Below are 20,347 nucleotides of genomic sequence, written 5' to 3'. Positions count from 1 at the left end.
GATAATCCTCCATTGAGATCCCTCCTTAGATTTAATATACACTAAAGTGGGACATTTTCATTTACGGTTACTTGAGACATTATCATTTGTAGATGAGATTCACAACAAAAAGCGTCGAAACCTTTGATTGCTTCGACATCTTTAAAGTGATATAGAAGTGAGTCTTGCGTTCGGCAATTGAACACATTTAAGTTCGAAATAAATCGTCGAGTTGTGACGCCCAATGGATTAAGCAACTTGACTAGTCGGATAGCCTTCCTGATAAAGTACTTTTATTTTTGAACGCTCTTCCATGGTAAGGTGTTTGTAGCTTATAACAGGTCCTCCGTTCTTTTGTTATTAATATTCTATACGAACCTGTTATGTTTTTTTATTTGTCACAATAAAAAATTTTACAAACTATCAGTTATATGTTTCGCATGTAGAAAGAATCAACATAAGATTTATTTATTTTTATCTTTTATTAATTTTTAAATATTTCAACATTGATTGAAAAAGGAGATATCCAATGAACCAAAATATATTCAGAAAGATTATGGCGCTCATCTTAATAATAACCTATCTGCTCTCCGCTCTTAGTAGTGTTGGGTTTGCAAGTGCGCAATACTCTTCTAAGATGTTAGCATTAGATCATTATCCAAACCAAGAGCCTAATTGGGTCTTAACAGTTAATGCCAATGGTTTAGTGGTGGAAGATCAATTTGTAGAACTGACATTTCCGAATAATACTGAAAAAATTAGTGTCGTTAGATTAATCGATAACAATGGAAATTTAATTAAACTTCCAACGACAAATAATTTTGAACAGTATACTCAGAAAGTAAATGAATATCGTCAATATTTAAAAGAGAAGGAACAATATCATTTAGATTTAAAAGATTATAACCATGTTGTAGAAACTTATAAGGCGGCTGTTGCTCAATATGAACAAGCTGTTCAAGATTATCAACTTGAATATGAACAGTATTTACAAGATATAGCGGAATATGAAGCAGCACAGACGACGCAATATGTAGAACCTGTTACGGAAACACCAGGGAACGAAGAATCAGAACAGCTTATTCCAGAATCAACCGTTTCTGGAGGAGGGTCACCAGGAGTATCATTACCACCGGTAGAGCCAGTAGCACCGGTATGGGATGAAAGTATTGTCAATCCAGAAAGTTTGACTCAACCTAAAGATCCTTATGATGTCAATAAAGAAAAAATGTGGCAACTCGCTTATGTAAATAGTGAACAAACAGTTGCTCAAATCTTTGTTCCAGCAATGTTAAATAACACGCAAATATCAATTACGACCAGTGTTTTAAATCATATTCAAGAGAGTTATAAAGTTAAAGCAACTAATTCAGTTTATTCAGGTGGAGCGAGTCAAGATTACACGGTTGAAAAGTTAGTAACTTCAGATACTAACACACTTTATGAACCAAATACTACCATTGAAAATGGTATGCCAACGGAATTAACAACGAAAGTGACAACCGAAGAGACAGAAGATAATCTGATTGAGGACTCAACTGAAAAGATCAATGAAGAATTGACGATGAATGTAGAAGAGACGACTACTCAAACTGAATTATTACAATTAAATCAAGGTATGGAAGTTGAAAAAGATAGTATTATTGAATTTGAAACGTTTATATCAAATTATGATGATTTACCTAACACTATTCGATTTGAATGGATAACGGAGCCTGATACTACCACGATCGGGACTAGTATAGGGGAGTTTAAAGCTCTATATGAAGATGGTACAGAATCCATTTACGAAATTGAATTAACAGTAATTGATCCTACTAATGAGAGTTTATTTTCCAAAATGTCGCGATTTGCCAGTCAATCGGCACCTAGAGCGGTAGATAGTTCAATTACCTTTAAGAATTTAGATTTGAAATCATCTACTCCTCGTGATGGAAGTGAAAATATGGTTTGGCTTACGTCGGGAGACAATGTGGTTGTTTCTGGGACTTATTCTATAGCTAATGATGTTAATCCGGGAGATTATTTTACTTTAAATTTTGGTGAAATGATCCAACCCGGTGCACTAAATGTACCAAGAACAGTTCCGCCGTTATATGCTGCAAATGGTAGTATCATTGCGAATGGTGTTTATGATGAGACCACTAATACAGCTAAATATACATTTACAGACATTGTGTCTATGCTAAAAGATATTACGTGGTCTTTCCAATGGAGATTTACAGAATTATACGCTAATCATAAAGGCGATAAAGTTTTTACACCAGTATCAATAAATTTTGCGGGTGAAACTCATACAGAATTGATGGCATTTGATTATGGTTTGCAAACAAATAAAAGCATTCAAGTTAGCACCATATCAATAAACGGCACAACCAGTCCACCAACCTATACAACTACAATTTATGTTAATCAAACTAAAAATCGTTTGGGACAGGCTACGCTAAGTATTTTTTCAAAAAATATGATAGTAGACCCGAATTCTATTAAGATATATAAAGTTCCGGATACTTATGGTGATTTACCATCTAACTTTAGACCTAATACAACCGGTTGGACTGAGATTTCTAATAATGTAACCAAAATAGAACGAGCTGATGGTGGATATGATATTCAAATGTGGAGACCTAGAACAAAAGGATGGACGACAAATTCGTATCTTAACCAACGTGAACGCTATGTTGTAGTCTTTAATCATCAAGAAGTTCCTGGTTCTACAGAAATTAGTATTGGTGCGCAATTAAATGCAATCGCTGATTATGATAATCCCGGTAATCGTTTCCACTCCAACAGTGTAATTAATGCGTATGTTCCATCAGGAAATAGCTCCACTGGAACCGGGACATATTATTATCCTTTAAATATTAAAAAGTTAGATGAAGCGGGTAATGCGATTAGCTCTTCGCCAGCGACGTTTACTTTATATGGTCATGATAGCACTAATAATACACCAAGCACTGCTATCACCTCCATTTCCACCTTGGGTGGTATTGCGGTCATTAGGGATACCATTAAAGAAAATGGCACTTACTGGTTATTTGAGACGAAGTCACCGATAGGTTATCAATTGAGTGGTTATGGTTACAAAATTCAAGTGAAGAAAAATCCGGCAACCGGACAAGTTTCATTTTTAATCGACCGTTATCAAAGAGTTCCTAACACTACTGGTGGTTTTACCTATACGCAATTACCCAATCCGTATGGTAGTGGTTATGAGTGGCATACACTCGATTTTATTTTTGATGTTAAAAACACAGCTTATAAAACGAGTTTAACCCTTGTTAAAAAAGATTCACTGAATAAGAATGTATTGGCTGGAGCAGAATTTAGATTAACGAAGGAAAATGACACAACCTTTAATCAGACCATTCAATCTGATAAAGATGGTAAAATTCAATTTAACAATTTAACTATTGGTAAATATACTCTACAAGAATCGAAAGCTCCAACGGGTTATAAACTGATTGAAACCCCGATGACCTTTGAAGTGGTAGCGAAACCAGATAATTCTGGATTAACTATAAATTACTTAACCAATAACTTTATAACAGTTGAAGGTACCGAGAATGTGGTGAATAATCAACCGTATACTTATGATTTTAGCCTAATTAAAAAAGCTCAAAATACCCAAACGGTTTTACCCAATGCAGAATTTACCCTAACGAAATCAGGGGAAACCAACTTTAAACAAGTCGTTATCTCAGGAGCCGATGGTAGTATTAATTTCAATGGGTTAACGGTGGGGTCCTATACTTTAACAGAAACGAAAGCGCCGAGTGGCTATGAAATGCCCGCTCAATCAATGACCTTCGACATCGCAGTAAAATCAGATGGTACAGGGTTAGAAATGAAAAATGTTGCCAACACTTTAATAGTAACGGAGAATTCGCAAGCGATTATCTATAATAAACCACTCACTTACGATTTGAGCTTCATGAAGAGAGATAAGGGCAGCTTAAACTTATTGGCCAATGCAGAATTTACACTAACAAAAACAAATGATGCAAGCTTCAAGCAAGTGGTGACCACTGATAGTACAGGTCTAGTGAAATTCTCAGGTTTACTAGTTGGTACTTACCAGTTAACTGAGACGAAATCTCCTTCGGGTTACAAACGTATTGAATCGCCGATGACCTTTGAGTTAATAGTCAGTGCGGATGGTAAGTCACTTGAAATGACAAATATTCAAAATCCAATGGTAAATGCCGAGGGCAATGTCTTGAATGAAAAGTTAGTTGGTGAAATCACTTTAGTTAAAGTTGACGGCTCTAAAACCATCACCGATCAAAATCGTTTAAATGGTGCTCAATTCCAAGTTGTTTCGATTAATAATTTAGGGATGGAAACAACGGATTTTAATCAGACCGTTGACATTACTACCAATGGACAAATTACCATCCCAAATTTACCTTTAGGTAGATATCGCATAAAAGAAATTAAAGCACCGAATGATTATCAATTATTAAGCAAACCATTTGAAATTGAAGTCGTTTATAATGAAGTGACTAAGCGAGTAGAGAGCAAATTACTCTCGGGCAATACTATTTTTGTTGAAAAAGATTCAGAACAGCTAAATCAGTATTACGTTAAAAATTATCTCCCAACAAAGATTCCTAATACAGGTGGTTCAGGAATACTCCTTTATACGACTGTTGGTTTATTACTCGTGGTAACCTCGATTGCATCGGGGTACCTCTATCTAAATAAAACTGAAAGGGGAGATTAATTTCAGGCTGAGTTCAAGTTGCAATGTTTCAATGAGGTTTAAAAAGAAAGAGGTTTAAATATGAAGAAAAAACACAACTTATTCAAAATGTTATTTTTAGTTTTAACATTAGTGATGAATACTTTTACACCAATCGTCGCCAATGCACAAACGGCGACAAGCACAACCGTTGTTAATATTACAAAAGTTGTGTCAGATACACAGTTAGCAGAATCTGAACATGACGGGTCACAATTAGATATCCAAGAAAAATTTGGCGCAGGCGCTTCTTATATCAATGGGGCTCGATTTGATATTTATTCGATCTCACAAGATGAATATAAAGCTTGGGTAGATAGTAAAACGCCACCGACACCTACAACATTAGTGGAAACTGTAACTACAGCTGGCGCAGGTTTAGCAAACTTATCATTAGAGGATGGTTATTACTGGATTACTGAAAACCGCGAGGTAGCAGCTACTTTAGGGGTAGAAGGCTATGTGGCGACTGATTTTGCTTTAGGTTTGCCTTTAATGAACGAAGACGGAACTCGTCGAGAAGAAGTGTACTTATATCCAAAGAATACTACTTCTTCAAGTATTGACAAAACTGTTACCAATTTAGAAGCTAAAAGTGACGGATTTGCGGTTGGGGATACGATTACTTACTGGATTCAAGCAAAAATTCCAGCAGGGGAATTAACAAGCTTTACTTTTACCGATACTTTATCAGCAGGGTTAGCTTTTGCAGATCCAATCAATGTTCAAGCTTTTATTGCAGAAACAGGTACAAAGGATGTGGCAACTGTTCAAGGTGGAACACCTGTTACGCCTACTTCTTCAGTTAATGGACAAACAGCCACCTTTGACGTAACTAGTCAAATCGATACTTTAAAAGCGAATGCTGGTAAAACCGTATACTTACGTTACGACGCAGTGATTACGAAAGATGCTGAGATAGCGACTAATTTACCAAACGATGCAAAACTAACATATAAACGTGAGGGTTCAAGTGAAATAACAAAAGAAGTAGAAAATGACCCTGTTGTTTATACAGGGGGTAAAAAATTCAAAAAACAAGACCCAGTTGCTAAAAAACCTTTAGAAGGTGCTGAATTTGTCATCAAAAATACTGAAGGTAAATTCATGTTACAAGATGAAAATGGAAAAATTACATGGGTAGATGACCAAGATTCAGCAACTAAATTAACGTCGTCAAAAGATGGTACTTTCGAAGTAAAAGGTCTCGACTTCGGCGCGACATCACAAACATTAGATGCAGCATCAATGACGTATTATATCATTGAGACGAAAGCGCCAGAGGGCTATGTGATTCCAGCAGAATTAAAAGAGGGTCTAAAATTCACTGTTAACCAAAATTCATATAACGAAAATGAAGTTGAACTACATGCAGAGCCTACAGGTTCAGTTATCAATAACAATAGCCAACCGAACATTCCAAATACCGGTGGTATTGGTTCTGTTATCTTCGTAGTGATTGGTTTAATTGTGATGGTATTAGCAGCTTTAGGATACAAAAAATTTGCTTAATTAAAGTAGCGTAGTAAAAGAAACAGAAGCGATTTTATTTTCGCTTCCTTCCTTAAATTGACAAACCATTTGTCGATTTAAGAAAGGAAAGGTTATGAAGGAAGAAAAAGGAGGGGTTGGATGAAACATTTATTTAGAGGAACCTTATGGCTAACTATGCTATGGATGATTATTTCATGGGTAAGTTTGCTTCAGGTTAACGCTGCTGAAAGTTATCAATTAATCATTCACGACAGTGATAATCCAATAGCGGATATTCATTATACATTATGGCAAGTCGAGGATTTATCCTATCTAGAACAAGAAGAAAAAATGAATAATTTTAGCATAGCTGAATTAGATGCATTATTTCCAACGCATTACGATACTGATAAGACTGATAATCAAGGCTATACCGAGATTACACTTCCAGCAGGCATTTATTATGTCCGGGCATTATCAAAAAATCAATTTAACAAAAATATCCAACCTTTTTTTGCTGAATTAACAAGTAACCATCAACGTATCAATCCTAAAAGTACTCAAATGAATGGAGCACTAAAAATTATAAAGCAAGATCAAGCAGGAAAAACTTTAGCGGATGTAGAATTTGAACTTTATTATCAAAATGGACTGACTCCTCTTTTATTCAATGAGGGAAAATTCACTACTGATGGAAAAGGTTCTTCACTTTTACGAACAGATGAAAAAGGAGAAATTTACCTTGAACAACTCCCAGCAGGTCAGTATGAACTGAAAGAAATAAAACCACTAACCGGGTATCGTCCGCTAACAGCTACCATCAAAGTTACTGTAAATAGTTTAGAAACAACCGAACTAGTTGTCTACAATGAAGCTGTAGAGTTAGGTGGGTATCATTTTAAAAAAGTAGATGCTGAAGATTCAACACTTGGACTAGCAGGAGCTGTCTTTGAAGTTCAACATTGGGTTAACAATGAATATCAAACGTATCGTGTCGATTCAAAGCCTTACATGATACAGTCAGCAGAGAATGGATATTTCGAGGTGCAAAATTTACCTTATGGCAAGTATCAGTTAGTCGAAATTCAAGCACCCGTTTTAGATGGTGCGAGTTATCATTTGTCAACGGAACCTACTCCCTTTGAAATAACGGCTGAAAGTTTTTATAACGGAACTGTAATGGTCATCTTAAATCATCGTGAATCAAATAAACCTAATCTTCCATCAGTACCAAACAAAGACTTACCATCTACAGGCGAAGCGACAACCTTACCTTTTTCGATAATAGCGATATTTATTTTAGGTATAGGTTACTTATTAGTACGTATGAAAGGAAAATAATTCATTGAGCAAATCGGTAAAATCAAAAAAGAAGAAAAATCCTTTCGTCTTATTCATATTTGTTTTGTTATTTCTTATTGGAGCAAGTGTCTTAGCTTTCCCTTTTGTTAGTCAGTACCTATACTATCAAGCATCTCAAGTAGAAGTGAATTATTTTGAAAAAGAAGCTGAAAAATTAACAGACGAAGAAATAGAACGGCGTATTTATTTGGCAAATGCCTTTAATGCTGGTTTATATTATGGAAAAAGCGAAGGGCTAACCCAAGTGGAAGATCCTTATAGCCAAGAAGAAATAGCTGCGGGACGAAAGGAATATGCTTCTATGTTGGAAATTCATGAACAAATTGGGAACTTGTCCATCCCAAAAATTTCGGAAGAATTGCCTGTTTTTGCTGGCACTTCTGAAACAGTTCTTCAAAAAGGAGTAGGCCATTTAGAAGGCTCTTCTTTACCAGTCGGAGGCAATAATACTCATGCTGTATTGACTGCGCATCGAGGCTTACCAAATGCGCGTCTCTTTACTGATTTAGATAAACTGGCAGAAGGGGATTATTTCTATTATAAAAATGTTAAAGAAACCATTGCATACCAAGTCGATAAGATTTCAGTCATTGAACCTACTGAAGTCGATCAATTGAAGATAGAACCCGGTCATGATTATATGACGCTCTTAACCTGTACACCTTATATGATAAACTCACATCGATTGTTAGTGCGTGGTCATCGAGTGCCTTATGACCAGGCTATCGCTGAAAAACAAGTTCAAGAACATCGAATTAATAATAGATATCGAATACTATTTTATATGACTCTAGGTATCCTCACTATTGTGTTACTTCTCAATTTATTAGGCTTTTTAAGCCGAAGGAAAAGAAATAAGCTAAACTAAAATGTCTCTTTGACAAATAGAGTTGATAAAGAGCCGATACAAAAACCGAGCACCTCCACGCTAAAGATAGGGTGAAGTGGCTCGGTTTTGTTTATTATACTTTGTTTGGACTCGCAGTGAAAATATGTTACTAATCATTTAGATCGTTAGGCGTATTTGAAGGTAAAGAGTGCTGATGAAATAGCAGAATTAAAATTACAAATTAATGAATTATATCGATTATTGTTGAGCTCAATTGACGACATCGAAGTGAAAAATAAAGAAATCATCAAACTTGAACAGATAAAGTATGATTTTTTAAGAGGTTCGTCGCATGAATTCAAGACACCATTATCGCGAATGAAAATAATCTTAGAAAACATGAAATATAATATTGGTAAATATAAGAATCGTGATTTGTATATTGATAAATGCTTGGATATTACCAATGAATTAACGTATAACATTTCACAAATTTTAACTTTTTCATCTTTAGAATATTTAAAGGATGATGAGGAATGGGTCACCATTCAATCGGTGTTAGATGCGGTCTTAGTAAAATATGATGAATTAGCCATGCGCAATCATTTGACCTTTGACAATACCGTTCAATCAGAACAACTATTAATTGGTAAAAAAGCACTCAATTTGGTCTTGTCCAATTTAATTAGTAATGCGGTCAAATATTCAGAACCTAATACTGTCATCGCGATTGACGTTAAAAACGACTGGTTGTGTGTCGTCAATGTGACGCATTCTGAAGTTAACTTAAAACCGTTAATGGACATCAAATTTGATTTGAATAAAGAAGATAGTCATTGTTTAGGATTATATATCATCAAAACGTTACTCAAAAATTATGGGATTGACTATGCAGTCGAAAATAATGAACGAACGTTTGTCTTTAAAATCAAATTAAGTCCAGAATAATTAATTTTTTGTTGAATTGCAATAAATATTGCAATTCATCGAACATAAAGATAGGGCTGATGAAAAAATATTTTTCATCAGCCCTATTTATCATAGAACAGCCTTAAATTATTTTATTAGTTGTTATTCAACCAGTTGATGGCGCTCGTTGCAAAGATACCAACACCGTCGGTCATCGCATCTTCGTTAAATTGAATACGAGGATCATGGTGGTTGCGGTCATTGCCTTCTACTTTCGTATGAAGCATAAAGAAGGTAGCTGGAACACGTTCCGCTACAAAGGCAAAGTCTTCGCTTGCCATAATTTGTATATCCGGAACGATCGTCAATTGATCATTAGCTTCACGAATATATTCAACCAATTCGTGGGTTAATTCTGGATTAGACATTAAGCTTGGAACGCCTGCAACATACTCTAATTCAATTTGCGTACGCGTTGCCTTCGCAATCGATTCAAGAATGATATCAATTCGTTCTTTGATTGTTTGACGAATTTCTGGATTATATGTTCGGAAAGTTCCTTGTAATACGGTTGTCTCTGGAATAATATTCGCATTTGTACCGCCTGCTAATTGACCGAAGGTCAAGGTTGCGATATCTTGTGCGGGTACTTCACGGGCAATTAAGTCATTGAATGATTGGTAAATCTTAACGGCAGCATCTAAAGAATCAATGGCTAAGTGTGGGTATGCACCATGACCGCCACGTCCGGTTACGGTAATTTTAAAGTTATCAGATGATGTTGTGACATATCCTTCATTATAAGAGAAACCATGTGGGACATCATCTTGTGAAGTATGTAGTCCAATGGCCACATCTACTTTTGGATCTTCTAAAATACCATTTTCAATCATCATGTACGAACCTTTGAAGATTTCCTCGGCAGGTTGGAACATAAACTTAACCGAACCTTTAAAGTCAGCTCGATGTGCTAGAAGGAGTTCCACAGTACCAAGTGCAATCGCAGTATGCATATCGTGACCGCACGCATGTGCTTTATCTCCGGTAGCTGAGAATGGTAAGCCCGATTCTTCCTTCATCGGTAGAGCGTCCATATCGGCACGAATTAAGAGACACTTCCCTGGGCCTTTTTCACCTTCAATTAAGACACTCAATCCTGATTCGCCATATTCTTTGACAGTTAACCCGAGCTCCTCTAGTTTACCTTTTACAAACGCTTTAGTCTCAGGTAATTCCAGACCTACTTCTGGAATTTGGTGAAGATGGCGTCGATTTTCGATCATTTTATCTTTAAGCTGAAGTGCTTCTTGGAAATAATTTGTCATTTCGATTGGACCTCTTTCTATATATTTTCTTTTAGTCTAACGGTTGATTTTTAGCAATTTGATGACGTTGTGCAAATTTAGCAGCAACGAACGGTGTTAAGATACTTGTAATAATAACTCCCATCGCAATCTGCGCCGTTGCTGTAGGTGCATAGGCAGCTACTTCTGGGAATAATTCCGCTAAGATCAATGGGAATGGCACAGAGGCACCGGCAATCGACGTAATCCCAAAGGTGGAGATACCGTCTTCTTTTAGAACGTAACGTTCGAACAAATAAATAATTGGGAACATTGCTAAGTAATATAATACAGTCAATAGAATACCACTGATGCCCGACTGAACGGCTGCAATTAGGTTAATACTTGAACCGAAGATCCATCCCATAATTGGAGTTAACGGAACGACCATTGGCGAGAATAGTTTCGCCATATCACGGTCTAAGTTACCAATTAGAATCCCTAAAATCGTTGGGATTAAAGCAGATAATAAGCTAATCCAGTCAAAGTTTGAAGCAGAGGCAATACTAAAGACTAACATTGGGAATGCAGGTGTAAGTAGAATTCCAGTTAAAGCGAAAGCCCCACGATCTTCTTCCGTCCCATAATCACTAATTAAAGCTAAGTAAATAGAAGGGTTTAATGACGTAATCGCCACGGCAAAAGCAAGGGATGAAATGCCTAAGACACCGACAGGCCCAAATAGATTACTAAATAAGAAACTTAAGCCAAAGCAAAGTGCGATTTTGAGTAAGAGCATACTTCCTTGTTTTCGTAGAACATGTTTTAACGTTGATAAGTCCAATAAGGTTGATGAACAAAAACAAATTAATGCCACAATAAAGTTTGTCCCCTTAGGCGTTAAGAAGGCTTCCGTCATCCCTCCGATACGGAATAAGCCAGGCGCAAAGGTCGCAACTAATGCACTAATAAACATTGGAACAAGTAATAATCCACCCGGGATTTTCTTCATAAATTTTAACATTTTTAATTTTCCTTTCAGATATTTTAATAATGATAATTATATCAGAATGGAAACGGAACACAAATAAAATATTTAAGACAATGTGCCTTAGACTCGTCTCTTAAACAGACTTTTTTAAATAGTTAGAGAGTGTAGAATCCCAGTTACTATATAATCGATTTCTTTGTCAATCTTATCACCTTACGATACACTTATTGTAAGCTAAAAATACAATAAATAGAAATGAGTTGACTTATCGATGGAACCATTATTAGGAATACACCATGTTACTGCCATAACAAGTGATGCTGAGATGATTTACGACTTCTTTACACGGGTTCTAGGAATGCGTCTTGTGAAGAAGACGGTCAATCAAGATGATATACATACTTATCATTTATTCTTCGCGGATGATTGTGGAAACCCAGGGACAGATATGACCTTTTTCGATTTTCCGGGAATTCCACAAGGAACGCATGGAACCAATGAGCTACATCGCACCTCTTTCCGAGTCCCTTCGGACGAAGCACTTGAATATTATCAAAAGCGCTTTGAAGAGTTTGGTGTCGAGCACGATGCGATTACTGAATGGTTTGGTCGCAAAGTTTTGAATTTTGAAGATGCTGATGATCAGCTATACATGTTAATATCTGACGAAAATGATCAAGGGGTAGCCCCAGGTACACCTTGGAAACATGGACCCATTCCTGAGGAATATGCGATTTATGGCTTAGGACCTGCAATTATTAAAGTCGCTCCTTTTGAACAGTTTATGCAAGTTTTCAAAGGGGTCTATCTCTTCGAAGAGGTAATGACTGAAGGCGATGCGCATTGGTTAGAGACGGGAGAAGGTGGAAATGGTGGGGCAGTTATTGTAATAGAAGATACCGAAAGCCCACAAGGTACTCAAGGATATGGTACGATTCATCATATTGCCTTTCGTGTGAAAGATCACGAACACCTCGCTGAATGGCAAGATCGTCTGAATCATTTGGCGGTAACTTCATCAGGCCTTGTCGATCGTTTCTTCTTTGAATCGTTGTATACCATTATTATGCAACCTTTATTATTTGAATTAGCGACAGACGGGCCAGGATTTTTAGGTGATGAAGATTATGAGTCACTGGGCGAATCTTTATCGCTGCCTCCATTTTTAGAGCCGAATCGCGAAGAAATTGAAGCGACCGTACGTCAAATTGATACCATTCCAGACTATAAGAAGTAGGTTAAACCGATTATACTCCAATAAAAAAGTTAGAGCTAACCTTTCAAGCGAAAGATTAGCTCTATTTTTTTATGATAAGGAATAATCCAGTTCTGGCCCGACAGGGACAATGCCATTCGGATTGATGGTTGGGTGACTGCCGTAGTAATGGTGCTGGATATGATCCATATTGACTGTCTCGGCAATTCCTTCTAAATTATAAATCATCCGTGTGAAGTACCAAAGATTTGGATAATCGACTAACGGTCGAATATTACACTTGAAATGTCCGAAATAGACGGGATCAAAACGAATTAAGGTCGTCCATAAACGAATATCTGCTTCTGTTAATTGATCGCCAACTAAATAAGTACGATCTTCGAGGTGCAATTCTAACTTATCCAGTGTCTCAAAGAGACGAGTGACTTCTTTTTCATAGACAGATTGTTCGGTTGCAAAGCCTGCTTTATAAACCCCATTATTGACATTGTCATACACTAACTCATTCATTTTATCAATTTCTTCTAACCATTCTTCAGGTGAGTAATTACCGGGTTTGGCGCCAATTTCGTCAAACGCTGAATTTAACATGCGCATAATTTCTGAGGATTCGTTATTCACAATCGTCTCGGTTTGTTTATCCCATAATACAGGAACCGTAACACGACCTGAATAATTTGAATCTGCGGCTAAGTAGACTTCGTATAGATACTTTGCGTGATGAATCGGGTCATCAATCACACCAGGATAGTCCTCGAATGTCCAACCTTTTTCTAACATATAGGGGTTGACGAAAGATACAGAGATAAAGTCCTCTAGTCCCTTCAGATGCCGCATAATCAATGTGCGATGTGCCCACGGACAGGCGTAACTTAAATATAAATGATAGCGGCCTTTTTCGGCTTTAAACCCAGCCTCACCCGTAGGCCCGGCGCTACCGTCGGTAGTCACCCAATGACGGAATTGCGAATCCGTTCGGATAAAGCGGCCACCGGTACTTTTCGTATCATACCATTCATCATGCCACACACCATCAACTAAGAGCCTCATAAAAATCATCCTTTCATCTTATTGCTTAAATCTTATCACAATCGTTACGAATTCGCTGTTAATAAGGGTTTGTCTTGAGGGTGACAGGACTTATCGGATCATTCGGCGAGCATTAAATACGGCGATCAATGCGACACCTACATCTGCAAAGACGGCGAGCCACATACTGGTGAGGCCAAGGGCTCCTAAGATTAAAAATAATAGTTTAACACCGAGTGCAAATAGGATATTTTGATAAGCAATCCGCTTTGATTTTTGTGAGATTTGAATAGCTTGGGCTAATTTACTAGGTTCATCCGTCATTAAGACGATATCGGCTGCTTCAATGGCAGCATCGGATCCGAGTGCCCCCATCGCAACCCCTAGGTCTGCTCGTGCGAGAACGGGCGCGTCGTTAATACCATCTCCGACAAAAGCCACCTTATGATCTATAGGTAAATCTTTTGAGATTTGCTCCATAAGAAGGACTTTATCCTCAGGCAGGAGTTGGGCATAGTATCGATCTAACTCGAGTGTTTTGGCTGTGGACTGGGCTGTTTGTTCATTATCACCAGTTAACATGATACATTGGTCGATCCCAAGCGTACGAAGTTGGTCAATAGCGGTGATGCTATCGGGTTTTAGTGCGTCATCAATGACAATAACACCCAGTGACTGACCTTGGTATGCCACATAGACTTTCGTACCAGAATCATTGCAAGGATTGAATGAGACACCCGCCTCTTCGAGTAACGTAGCATTACCGACCAACAGCGAATGTCCTTGATACTGTACTCGTAGACCCTTTCCAGCAACCTCTTCGATTTGATCTAATGAAACTGAAGCGACCTCTTGGTGGTATGCTTGACGAATAGATTCAGCAATAGGATGGTTAGAGTGCTGCTCTGCAATGGCCGCTAATTCGAGCAACTGCTCTTCCGAAATCCCTTCCACAGGTATGAGATGGCGAACTTGGAATTGTCCTGCCGTTAAAGTTCCTGTCTTATCGAAGACGACTGTCCTAACTTGGCTCAATGCTTCTAAGTAGTTGCCACCTTTGACTAGAACTCCTTGTTTTGAGGCGGCACCAATTCCACCATAAAATGTTAATGGAATCGAGATAACTAAAGCACATGGACAAGAGATAACTAAGAAAGTACAAGCGCGTCTTAACCATTCGCTCCAGTCTTGTTGTAAGAAGAGTGGAGGTATAACAGCTAAGAATAAAGCGACAAAGACGACGATTGGGGTATAGTATTTTGAGAATTTTGTCATTAAACGCTCAGTAGGTGCTTTACGATTGGCTGCATGTTCGACAAGCTCAATAATCTTTCGGACGGTCGAATCTTGATAAAGTTCGGTGACACGAATACGCAGAAGACCCGTTTGATTAATGCAACCTGATAGTGCGGTGTCCCCCGGTGTTAATCGTGTTAGACGTGATTCACCCGTCAGTGCGCTCGTATCGACTTGCGATTCACCTTCAATCACCTCACCATCTAAGGGGATTTTCTCACCAGGACGTACTTGGAGTATTTCGCCGATTTGAACATTTTCAGGCGAAATCTCGATGGTGCCTGATGATCTTTCAACGCGTGCGATGGTAGGTTGAATATCCATCAGCGCTGTAATCGATGCACGAGATTGATCGACGGCTGCATCTTGAAAGTATTCGCCAACCTTATAAAAAACCATGACTGCGACGGCTTCAACATATTCTCCAATCGCAAAGGCACCCAGCGTTGCCACCGCCATTAAGAAGTGTTCATCAAACCAAACACCGCGCGTAATATTTTTTAACGCCGCAGTAATCACATCTAACCCTGCGATAAGGTAAGCCATCAATAGTAAAATAAAAGTCAGGCGAGAGAAACCGGGTGCTTTGTATAGTAAAAACACGCCGATAGCGAGTAATAAAGATGCACTAATAATTTGAATGAGTTTATTTTTTTGTTGGGGTTCGAGTGACTCTAGCGAATCTTGAGACTGTGGCTCGATATAGACGGTAACGTCCGGTTCGTAACTCAATACAATCTGTTGAATCTCTTTGAGATGGTCTTGAGTCGGTGTTTCGCTTGTTTGAAGGGTTATTTCTTGTGTAGCAATATTTACGCTTGCTGTTTGGATCCAAGCCAATTGATTGATGGCTTGTTCAATCTTTCCAGCACAATTTGGACAGTTCAATCCAGTGGTTTTAATAGTTCGGTGCATAAGCAATCTCCTTATCATTTTGACTCCTTGGTCTATCACTTCTATCTTAGACGCTAATAGTGAATATATCAATAAATTGAATTTAATCGATCATATTAATTCAATTTTCCTTAAAATTAGTTTAGATTATGTAACAAAGTCTTAAGTAATCGTATGTTTTAAGGTATAATAAATAGCGTATTGACAGCTAAAGTTAATGCGAATGGTAATCTAAATCATGAGAAGAGGGATAGTATGAATGAGCGATTAGTAGGAACGGTTGTATACGGTGTTCGAGCCCCAATTATTAATCAAGGGGATGATATTGCAAAAATCTCAGCAGATTGTATCTTGAAATGTCATGAGGCAGGTGTCTTTGAAGTTAGAGATCGGGATGTCTTTACCTTAACAGAATCCGTCGTAGCACGTGCGCAAGGTAACTATATTTCAGTAGATGACATTCGTCGAGATGCTCAACATAAATTTAACCAAGGTGAAAAGATTGAGCACCTTGGTGTGGTATTTCCAATCTTAAGTCGTAACCGATTCTCAATGATTTTGAAAGGCTTAGCACAAGCCTCTAAGAAAGTCACCGTTCAATTATCATATCCAAGTGATGAAGTCGGTAATCATATTATTACGCCGGAAGAATTAGCCGAGAAAGGGGTTAATCCTTATACCGATGTTTTTACGTATGACGAATGGATTGAGTTATTTGGACATAATGAGCATCAATTTACTGGAATTAACTATTTGGACTATTACTCTGAGATTGTGACTGGGGAAGGGGCCGAAGTTGAGATTATTTTAGCTAATCAAGTGAGCGAAATTGTCAATCATACGGACCATATTTTACTTTCTGATATTCACAGCCGTTCACTCAATGAAAAAGCTTTACAGCGACTTGATCAACCCGGCTTGAAAGTTCTAACGCTTGCGGACATTTTAAATGAACCAAGTCAAGAACATGGCTACAATGAAACCTATGGACTACTTGGATCTAATAAAGCATCGGAAACTACGTTGAAATTATTCCCACGCGATAACCAACAAGTGGTGGATGCGATTCAAGCGTATGTAAAAGAAGCGCTCGGCAAAACGATTGAAGTGATGGTCTATGGGGATGGTGCCTTCAAAGATCCCGTTGGAAAAATTTGGGAATTAGCCGACCCGGTTGTTTCCCCAGCCTTTACTGAAGGCTTAGCTGGACGTCCGAATGAATTGAAATTAAAATATTTGGTAGATAATGAATACGCTGATTTAAGCGAGGCGGACCAACGTCTGGCAGTGCAACAAGCGATTCAAAATAAACAAGCTATTCAAGATTCCATGGCTTCAGAAGGAACGACCCCACGTCAAATTCCAGATTTAATCGGCTCGCTGAGTGATTTAGTCAGTGGTTCCGGCGATAAAGGGACGCCATTTGTCTATATTCAAGGTTACTTCGATAACTTTACGTCAAATTAATCACGAAGTTAGTCTACCAGCCTTATTCGGGGCTGGCTTTTTTGTATGAAGAAGGAAGTAGTAAAAGCTTTCGTTAATCACCAAACTTCGATATAATTGTAAAAAATCAATTTTCTCAAACAAAGATTTAAAATACAATATGATTATCGGAGGCGACAATGGAGATTGTAATCTGTAGTGCAAAACGAACCGCCATCGGATCCTTTGGCGGCAGCTTAAAAGATATTTCTGCAGTCGAATTAGGAACTGCTGTAGTACGTGACTTACTTAAAGAGAGTGGTATCAGTGCCCAACAAGTGGATGAAGTCATCTTTGGAAATGTGTTAGGTGCTGGGTTAGGGCAAAATGTCGCCCGTCAAATTGCGATACATAGTGGCATTCCAGAAGATAAGACGGCCTTTACGGTCGATATGGTGTGCGGATCGGGTCTGCGTGCGATTCAACTGGCAGTCCAAAGTATTTTAACTGGACAAAATCAAGTTGTGGTTGCAGGGGGGACAGAGAGTATGAGCCAGGCCCCATACTTAGCTAAAAAGCAGCGTTGGGGTAGCAAGCTCGGTCATGCCTCGCTCGAGGATTCGATTTTAACGGATGGACTGACCGATGTCTTCAGCAACCAACATATGGGGTTAACGGCTGAAAATATTGCGGAACGCTATCAGATCACACGTCAAGCACAAGATGCTTATGCGGCAGAAAGTCAACGTCGTGCGCTGGCTGCTTTAGAATCAGATCGTTTTGCGTCAGAAATTACGCCCGTACTCATTCCACAAAGAAGAGGCGAGCCCGTAGTGTTTGACCAAGACGAATATCCGCGCGAGACTTCTGAGGAAAAATTAGCGGCATTGCGTCCAGCATTTAAACCCGAAGGAACGGTAACAGCAGGTAATGCATCGGGTATTAATGATGGCGCGGCAGCGGTCATTTTAACAACGCGCGAATTAGCGGAATCTCACGATTGGCCAATCTTATGTAGTATAGTCTCACAAGCGAATGCCGGAGTCTCGCCAGGTATTATGGGAACCGGCCCGATTCCAGCTTCACAAAAAGCATTGCAATTGGCTAATTTGACCATTGAAGAGATTGACTTGGTCGAAGCGAACGAAGCCTTTGCGGCACAAGCCCTTTGCGTCGTACAAGAATTAGGGCTCGATCCGATGAAGACGAATGTCAATGGGGGCGCGATTGCTTTGGGGCATCCAATCGGAGCCAGTGGGGCTCGCATCTTAGTATCTTTAATCTACGAGTTGAGACGCCGGCAAGCGCAGTACGGTCTGGCGACACTCTGTATAGGAGGCGGACAAGGGACGGCATTAATCATTCGCAATCACCCATAAATTACAGCAAAAGGCTGAGACGTAAAAGTCCCAGCCTTATTTTTATGGATGATTTATGATTGGCTTAAGGCGCGCGCTGCCCACTCTGCGTTTACGAGGTGGAAGTGCCCTTGGCCTGGTTTAGGATTAATTTTGTCGAACTTCTCTCGTGAGAACTTCAGTAAGTTTTCATTGAAGTCAACTAAGATTTGATCTTTATCGGTAATATACATAATCTTCGGCTCACCTTCATGCATAAAGAAATAGCGAGCAACTACTTTATCGTTTGGCCGGTCCTTCGCAAAGAGCCCATCGGTTAATAACTTGACAATTTCAACCACACGGTCATCATAGCCGTGGTCAAAAATTTGTGATTTTTCAATCAGTTCTGGGTAAAGTCCAACGAGTCGTAACGTATAATCAGTCGTATCTTCTTGAACTTCTTGCATCGCTTTATCAATCATCTCTTCGACTTCATCATAGCGGCGCTTTAAGCTTGGAATATTATAAATAATGTATTTTCCTTTTGGATCATGGTAGAACATTTCAGATTGAATTTGGCGTTTAGCACCACAATTTTCACAAGTGAATTGTTGTAATTCTCCTTGTAGTAAGGCGCGTTTTAATTCAGGTTGAGTGGCGGTATTGATACGTGTTTCCACTTCGCGAACGCCTTTTAAGCCACATGCAGGGCAAGTGATCATTACTTTCTGTTTCATAGAAACCTCCTAAGTCATATCAGTACTCTAAGTATAACATAAAATTAAGTAGATTTCTGTTCGCAATGAGAACGTTATCCTAACCGTTAAAAATTATGATATAATACCAGTATCATTATAATGAAGGAGTGCATCAGTGTGAGTATGGGTAAACGTGCAGCCGGATTTCAAGCGGCAGAGTATGTTCGAGACGGGATGATTGTTGGATTCGGAACCGGATCGACAGCCGATTATTTTACTGAAAAAGTTGGGATTTTGCTTCAAGAGAAGAAGTTACAAGATATTGTGGGAGTACCTACGTCGAAACGGACGGAAGCATTGATGCGCGAGTGGAATATTCCGGTCGTATCGCTTGATGAAGTAGAGCGAATTGATTTCTTAGTAGATGGAGCGGATGAGACGACCGACCGATTCGAAGGAATCAAAGGGGGCGGTGGCGCACTCTTATACGAGAAGATTGTAGCCCAATACAGTAATGAAATTATTTGGATTGTGACCCCTGATAAGTTAGTGCCACAATTAGGGGCGTTCCCATTACCAGTTGAAGTAATTCCATTTGGTAGTTGGAAGCTATTTTATGAATTTGAGCGCCGTGGTTATCGTCCTGCCTTCCGCAAAGTAGGAGAGGACCAATTATTCCGTACGGATGCGGGTAACTATATCATTGACTTACATCTTGAAAAGATTGACAATCCAGAACAACTTGCTTTGGAATTGAGTACCTTAGTGGGTGTCGTTGAACACGGATTATTCTTAAACTATCCTGACGGCATTATTGTCGGAAATATTGATGGTACTACGCGTGAAATTTTGCGTGAGGAGAAATTTTTATAGGAGAAA

At 38.6% G+C, this 20,347-nt stretch carries 15 protein-coding genes; 9 read left to right on the top strand and 6 right to left on the bottom strand.

The features are described 5' to 3' along the window. Positions 1-228 precede the first annotated feature (228 nt). Positions 229-315, bottom strand: coding sequence for a helix-turn-helix domain-containing protein (locus tag CYJ57_RS08095; RefSeq protein ID WP_425319858.1), 87 nt, complete (start codon positions 313-315; stop codon positions 229-231). A gap of 193 nt (positions 316-508) precedes the next feature. Between CYJ57_RS08095 and CYJ57_RS06330 the strand changes: the two genes are divergently transcribed. The 5 genes from CYJ57_RS06330 (at position 509) to CYJ57_RS06310 (ending at position 9,335) form a co-directional block, all read left to right on the top strand. Beyond that, positions 509-4,705: a SpaA isopeptide-forming pilin-related protein gene (locus tag CYJ57_RS06330; protein WP_101954565.1), complete on the top strand. Its 4,197-nt coding sequence runs from the start codon at positions 509-511 to the stop codon at positions 4,703-4,705. Between the two features lie 60 nt (positions 4,706-4,765). Then, complete coding sequence (locus CYJ57_RS06325) at positions 4,766-6,235, top strand: SpaH/EbpB family LPXTG-anchored major pilin (protein ID WP_101954568.1); 1,470 nt, start codon at positions 4,766-4,768, stop codon at positions 6,233-6,235. A gap of 120 nt (positions 6,236-6,355) precedes the next feature. Next, positions 6,356-7,537: an LPXTG cell wall anchor domain-containing protein gene (locus CYJ57_RS06320; RefSeq protein WP_101954563.1), complete on the top strand. Its 1,182-nt coding sequence runs from the start codon at positions 6,356-6,358 to the stop codon at positions 7,535-7,537. A 64-nt stretch (positions 7,538-7,601) separates the two neighbouring features. After that, a complete protein-coding gene (locus tag CYJ57_RS06315) occupies positions 7,602-8,426 on the top strand; it encodes a class C sortase (protein WP_101954566.1) in 825 nt (274 codons plus the stop codon). 156 nt (positions 8,427-8,582) lie between these two features. After that, the gene (locus CYJ57_RS06310) at positions 8,583-9,335 is read left to right on the top strand and encodes a sensor histidine kinase (protein WP_101954562.1); all 753 of its coding nucleotides are present in this window, start codon (positions 8,583-8,585) and stop codon (positions 9,333-9,335) included. A 116-nt stretch (positions 9,336-9,451) separates the two neighbouring features. Here CYJ57_RS06310 and CYJ57_RS06305 read toward each other — a convergent pair whose 3' ends face one another. Both CYJ57_RS06305 and CYJ57_RS06300 read right to left on the bottom strand, forming a co-directional pair. Beyond that, complete coding sequence (locus CYJ57_RS06305) at positions 9,452-10,621, bottom strand: M20 metallopeptidase family protein (protein WP_101954561.1); 1,170 nt, start codon at positions 10,619-10,621, stop codon at positions 9,452-9,454. A 31-nt stretch (positions 10,622-10,652) separates the two neighbouring features. Beyond that, complete coding sequence (locus tag CYJ57_RS06300) at positions 10,653-11,603, bottom strand: 2-keto-3-deoxygluconate permease (RefSeq protein ID WP_101954559.1); 951 nt, start codon at positions 11,601-11,603, stop codon at positions 10,653-10,655. Between the two features lie 238 nt (positions 11,604-11,841). On the opposite strand from CYJ57_RS06300, the gene CYJ57_RS06295 reads away from it, so the two are divergent. After that, positions 11,842-12,807 carry a ring-cleaving dioxygenase gene (locus tag CYJ57_RS06295; RefSeq protein ID WP_101954558.1) on the top strand — a complete coding sequence of 322 codons (966 nt, stop codon included), beginning with the start codon at positions 11,842-11,844 and terminating at the stop codon, positions 12,805-12,807. Positions 12,808-12,876: 69 nt separating this feature from the next. Here CYJ57_RS06295 and CYJ57_RS06290 read toward each other — a convergent pair whose 3' ends face one another. Both CYJ57_RS06290 and CYJ57_RS06285 read right to left on the bottom strand, forming a co-directional pair. Next, the gene (locus tag CYJ57_RS06290; RefSeq protein ID WP_101954557.1) at positions 12,877-13,836 is read right to left on the bottom strand and encodes a glutathione S-transferase family protein; all 960 of its coding nucleotides are present in this window, start codon (positions 13,834-13,836) and stop codon (positions 12,877-12,879) included. A 90-nt stretch (positions 13,837-13,926) separates the two neighbouring features. Beyond that, a complete protein-coding gene (locus tag CYJ57_RS06285) occupies positions 13,927-16,026 on the bottom strand; it encodes a heavy metal translocating P-type ATPase (protein WP_101954555.1) in 2,100 nt (699 codons plus the stop codon). A gap of 234 nt (positions 16,027-16,260) precedes the next feature. Between CYJ57_RS06285 and CYJ57_RS06280 the strand changes: the two genes are divergently transcribed. Beyond that, positions 16,261-17,472 carry a coenzyme F420-0:L-glutamate ligase gene (locus CYJ57_RS06280; RefSeq protein WP_101954554.1) on the top strand — a complete coding sequence of 404 codons (1,212 nt, stop codon included), beginning with the start codon at positions 16,261-16,263 and terminating at the stop codon, positions 17,470-17,472. Positions 17,473-17,630: 158 nt separating this feature from the next. Next, positions 17,631-18,809 (top strand): acetyl-CoA C-acetyltransferase, encoded by a 1,179-nt coding sequence (locus CYJ57_RS06275; RefSeq protein WP_101954553.1) that lies wholly within the window; start codon positions 17,631-17,633, stop codon positions 18,807-18,809. Between the two features lie 53 nt (positions 18,810-18,862). Here CYJ57_RS06275 and CYJ57_RS06270 read toward each other — a convergent pair whose 3' ends face one another. Further along, on the bottom strand, positions 18,863-19,507 hold the full coding sequence (locus CYJ57_RS06270; RefSeq protein WP_101954551.1) for a CpXC domain-containing protein: 645 nt from the start codon (positions 19,505-19,507) through the stop codon (positions 18,863-18,865). Positions 19,508-19,651: 144 nt separating this feature from the next. Between CYJ57_RS06270 and rpiA the strand changes: the two genes are divergently transcribed. Continuing rightward, positions 19,652-20,341, top strand: coding sequence for a ribose-5-phosphate isomerase RpiA (gene rpiA / locus CYJ57_RS06265; protein ID WP_180764422.1), 690 nt, complete (start codon positions 19,652-19,654; stop codon positions 20,339-20,341). Positions 20,342-20,347 lie beyond the last annotated feature (6 nt).

Source organism: Falseniella ignava (assembly GCF_002847645.1).
Lineage (GTDB): Bacteria > Bacillota > Bacilli > Lactobacillales > Aerococcaceae > Falseniella > Falseniella ignava.
This window is presented reverse-complemented; position numbering and strand designations above follow the sequence as displayed.

Coding starts and splice junctions, on each gene's coding strand:
- CYJ57_RS06330 (WP_101954565.1), top strand. CDS start 509: ATGAACCAAAATATATTCAGAAAGATTATGGCGCTCATCTTAATAATA.
- CYJ57_RS06325 (WP_101954568.1), top strand. CDS start 4,766: ATGAAGAAAAAACACAACTTATTCAAAATGTTATTTTTAGTTTTAACA.
- CYJ57_RS06320 (WP_101954563.1), top strand. CDS start 6,356: ATGAAACATTTATTTAGAGGAACCTTATGGCTAACTATGCTATGGATG.
- CYJ57_RS06305 (WP_101954561.1), bottom strand. CDS start 10,621: ATGACAAATTATTTCCAAGAAGCACTTCAGCTTAAAGATAAAATGATC.
- CYJ57_RS06300 (WP_101954559.1), bottom strand. CDS start 11,603: ATGTTAAAATTTATGAAGAAAATCCCGGGTGGATTATTACTTGTTCCA.
- CYJ57_RS06295 (WP_101954558.1), top strand. CDS start 11,842: ATGGAACCATTATTAGGAATACACCATGTTACTGCCATAACAAGTGAT.
- CYJ57_RS06290 (WP_101954557.1), bottom strand. CDS start 13,836: ATGAGGCTCTTAGTTGATGGTGTGTGGCATGATGAATGGTATGATACG.
- CYJ57_RS06285 (WP_101954555.1), bottom strand. CDS start 16,026: ATGCACCGAACTATTAAAACCACTGGATTGAACTGTCCAAATTGTGCT.
- CYJ57_RS06280 (WP_101954554.1), top strand. CDS start 16,261: ATGAATGAGCGATTAGTAGGAACGGTTGTATACGGTGTTCGAGCCCCA.
- CYJ57_RS06275 (WP_101954553.1), top strand. CDS start 17,631: ATGGAGATTGTAATCTGTAGTGCAAAACGAACCGCCATCGGATCCTTT.
- CYJ57_RS06270 (WP_101954551.1), bottom strand. CDS start 19,507: ATGAAACAGAAAGTAATGATCACTTGCCCTGCATGTGGCTTAAAAGGC.
- rpiA (WP_180764422.1), top strand. CDS start 19,652: ATGGGTAAACGTGCAGCCGGATTTCAAGCGGCAGAGTATGTTCGAGAC.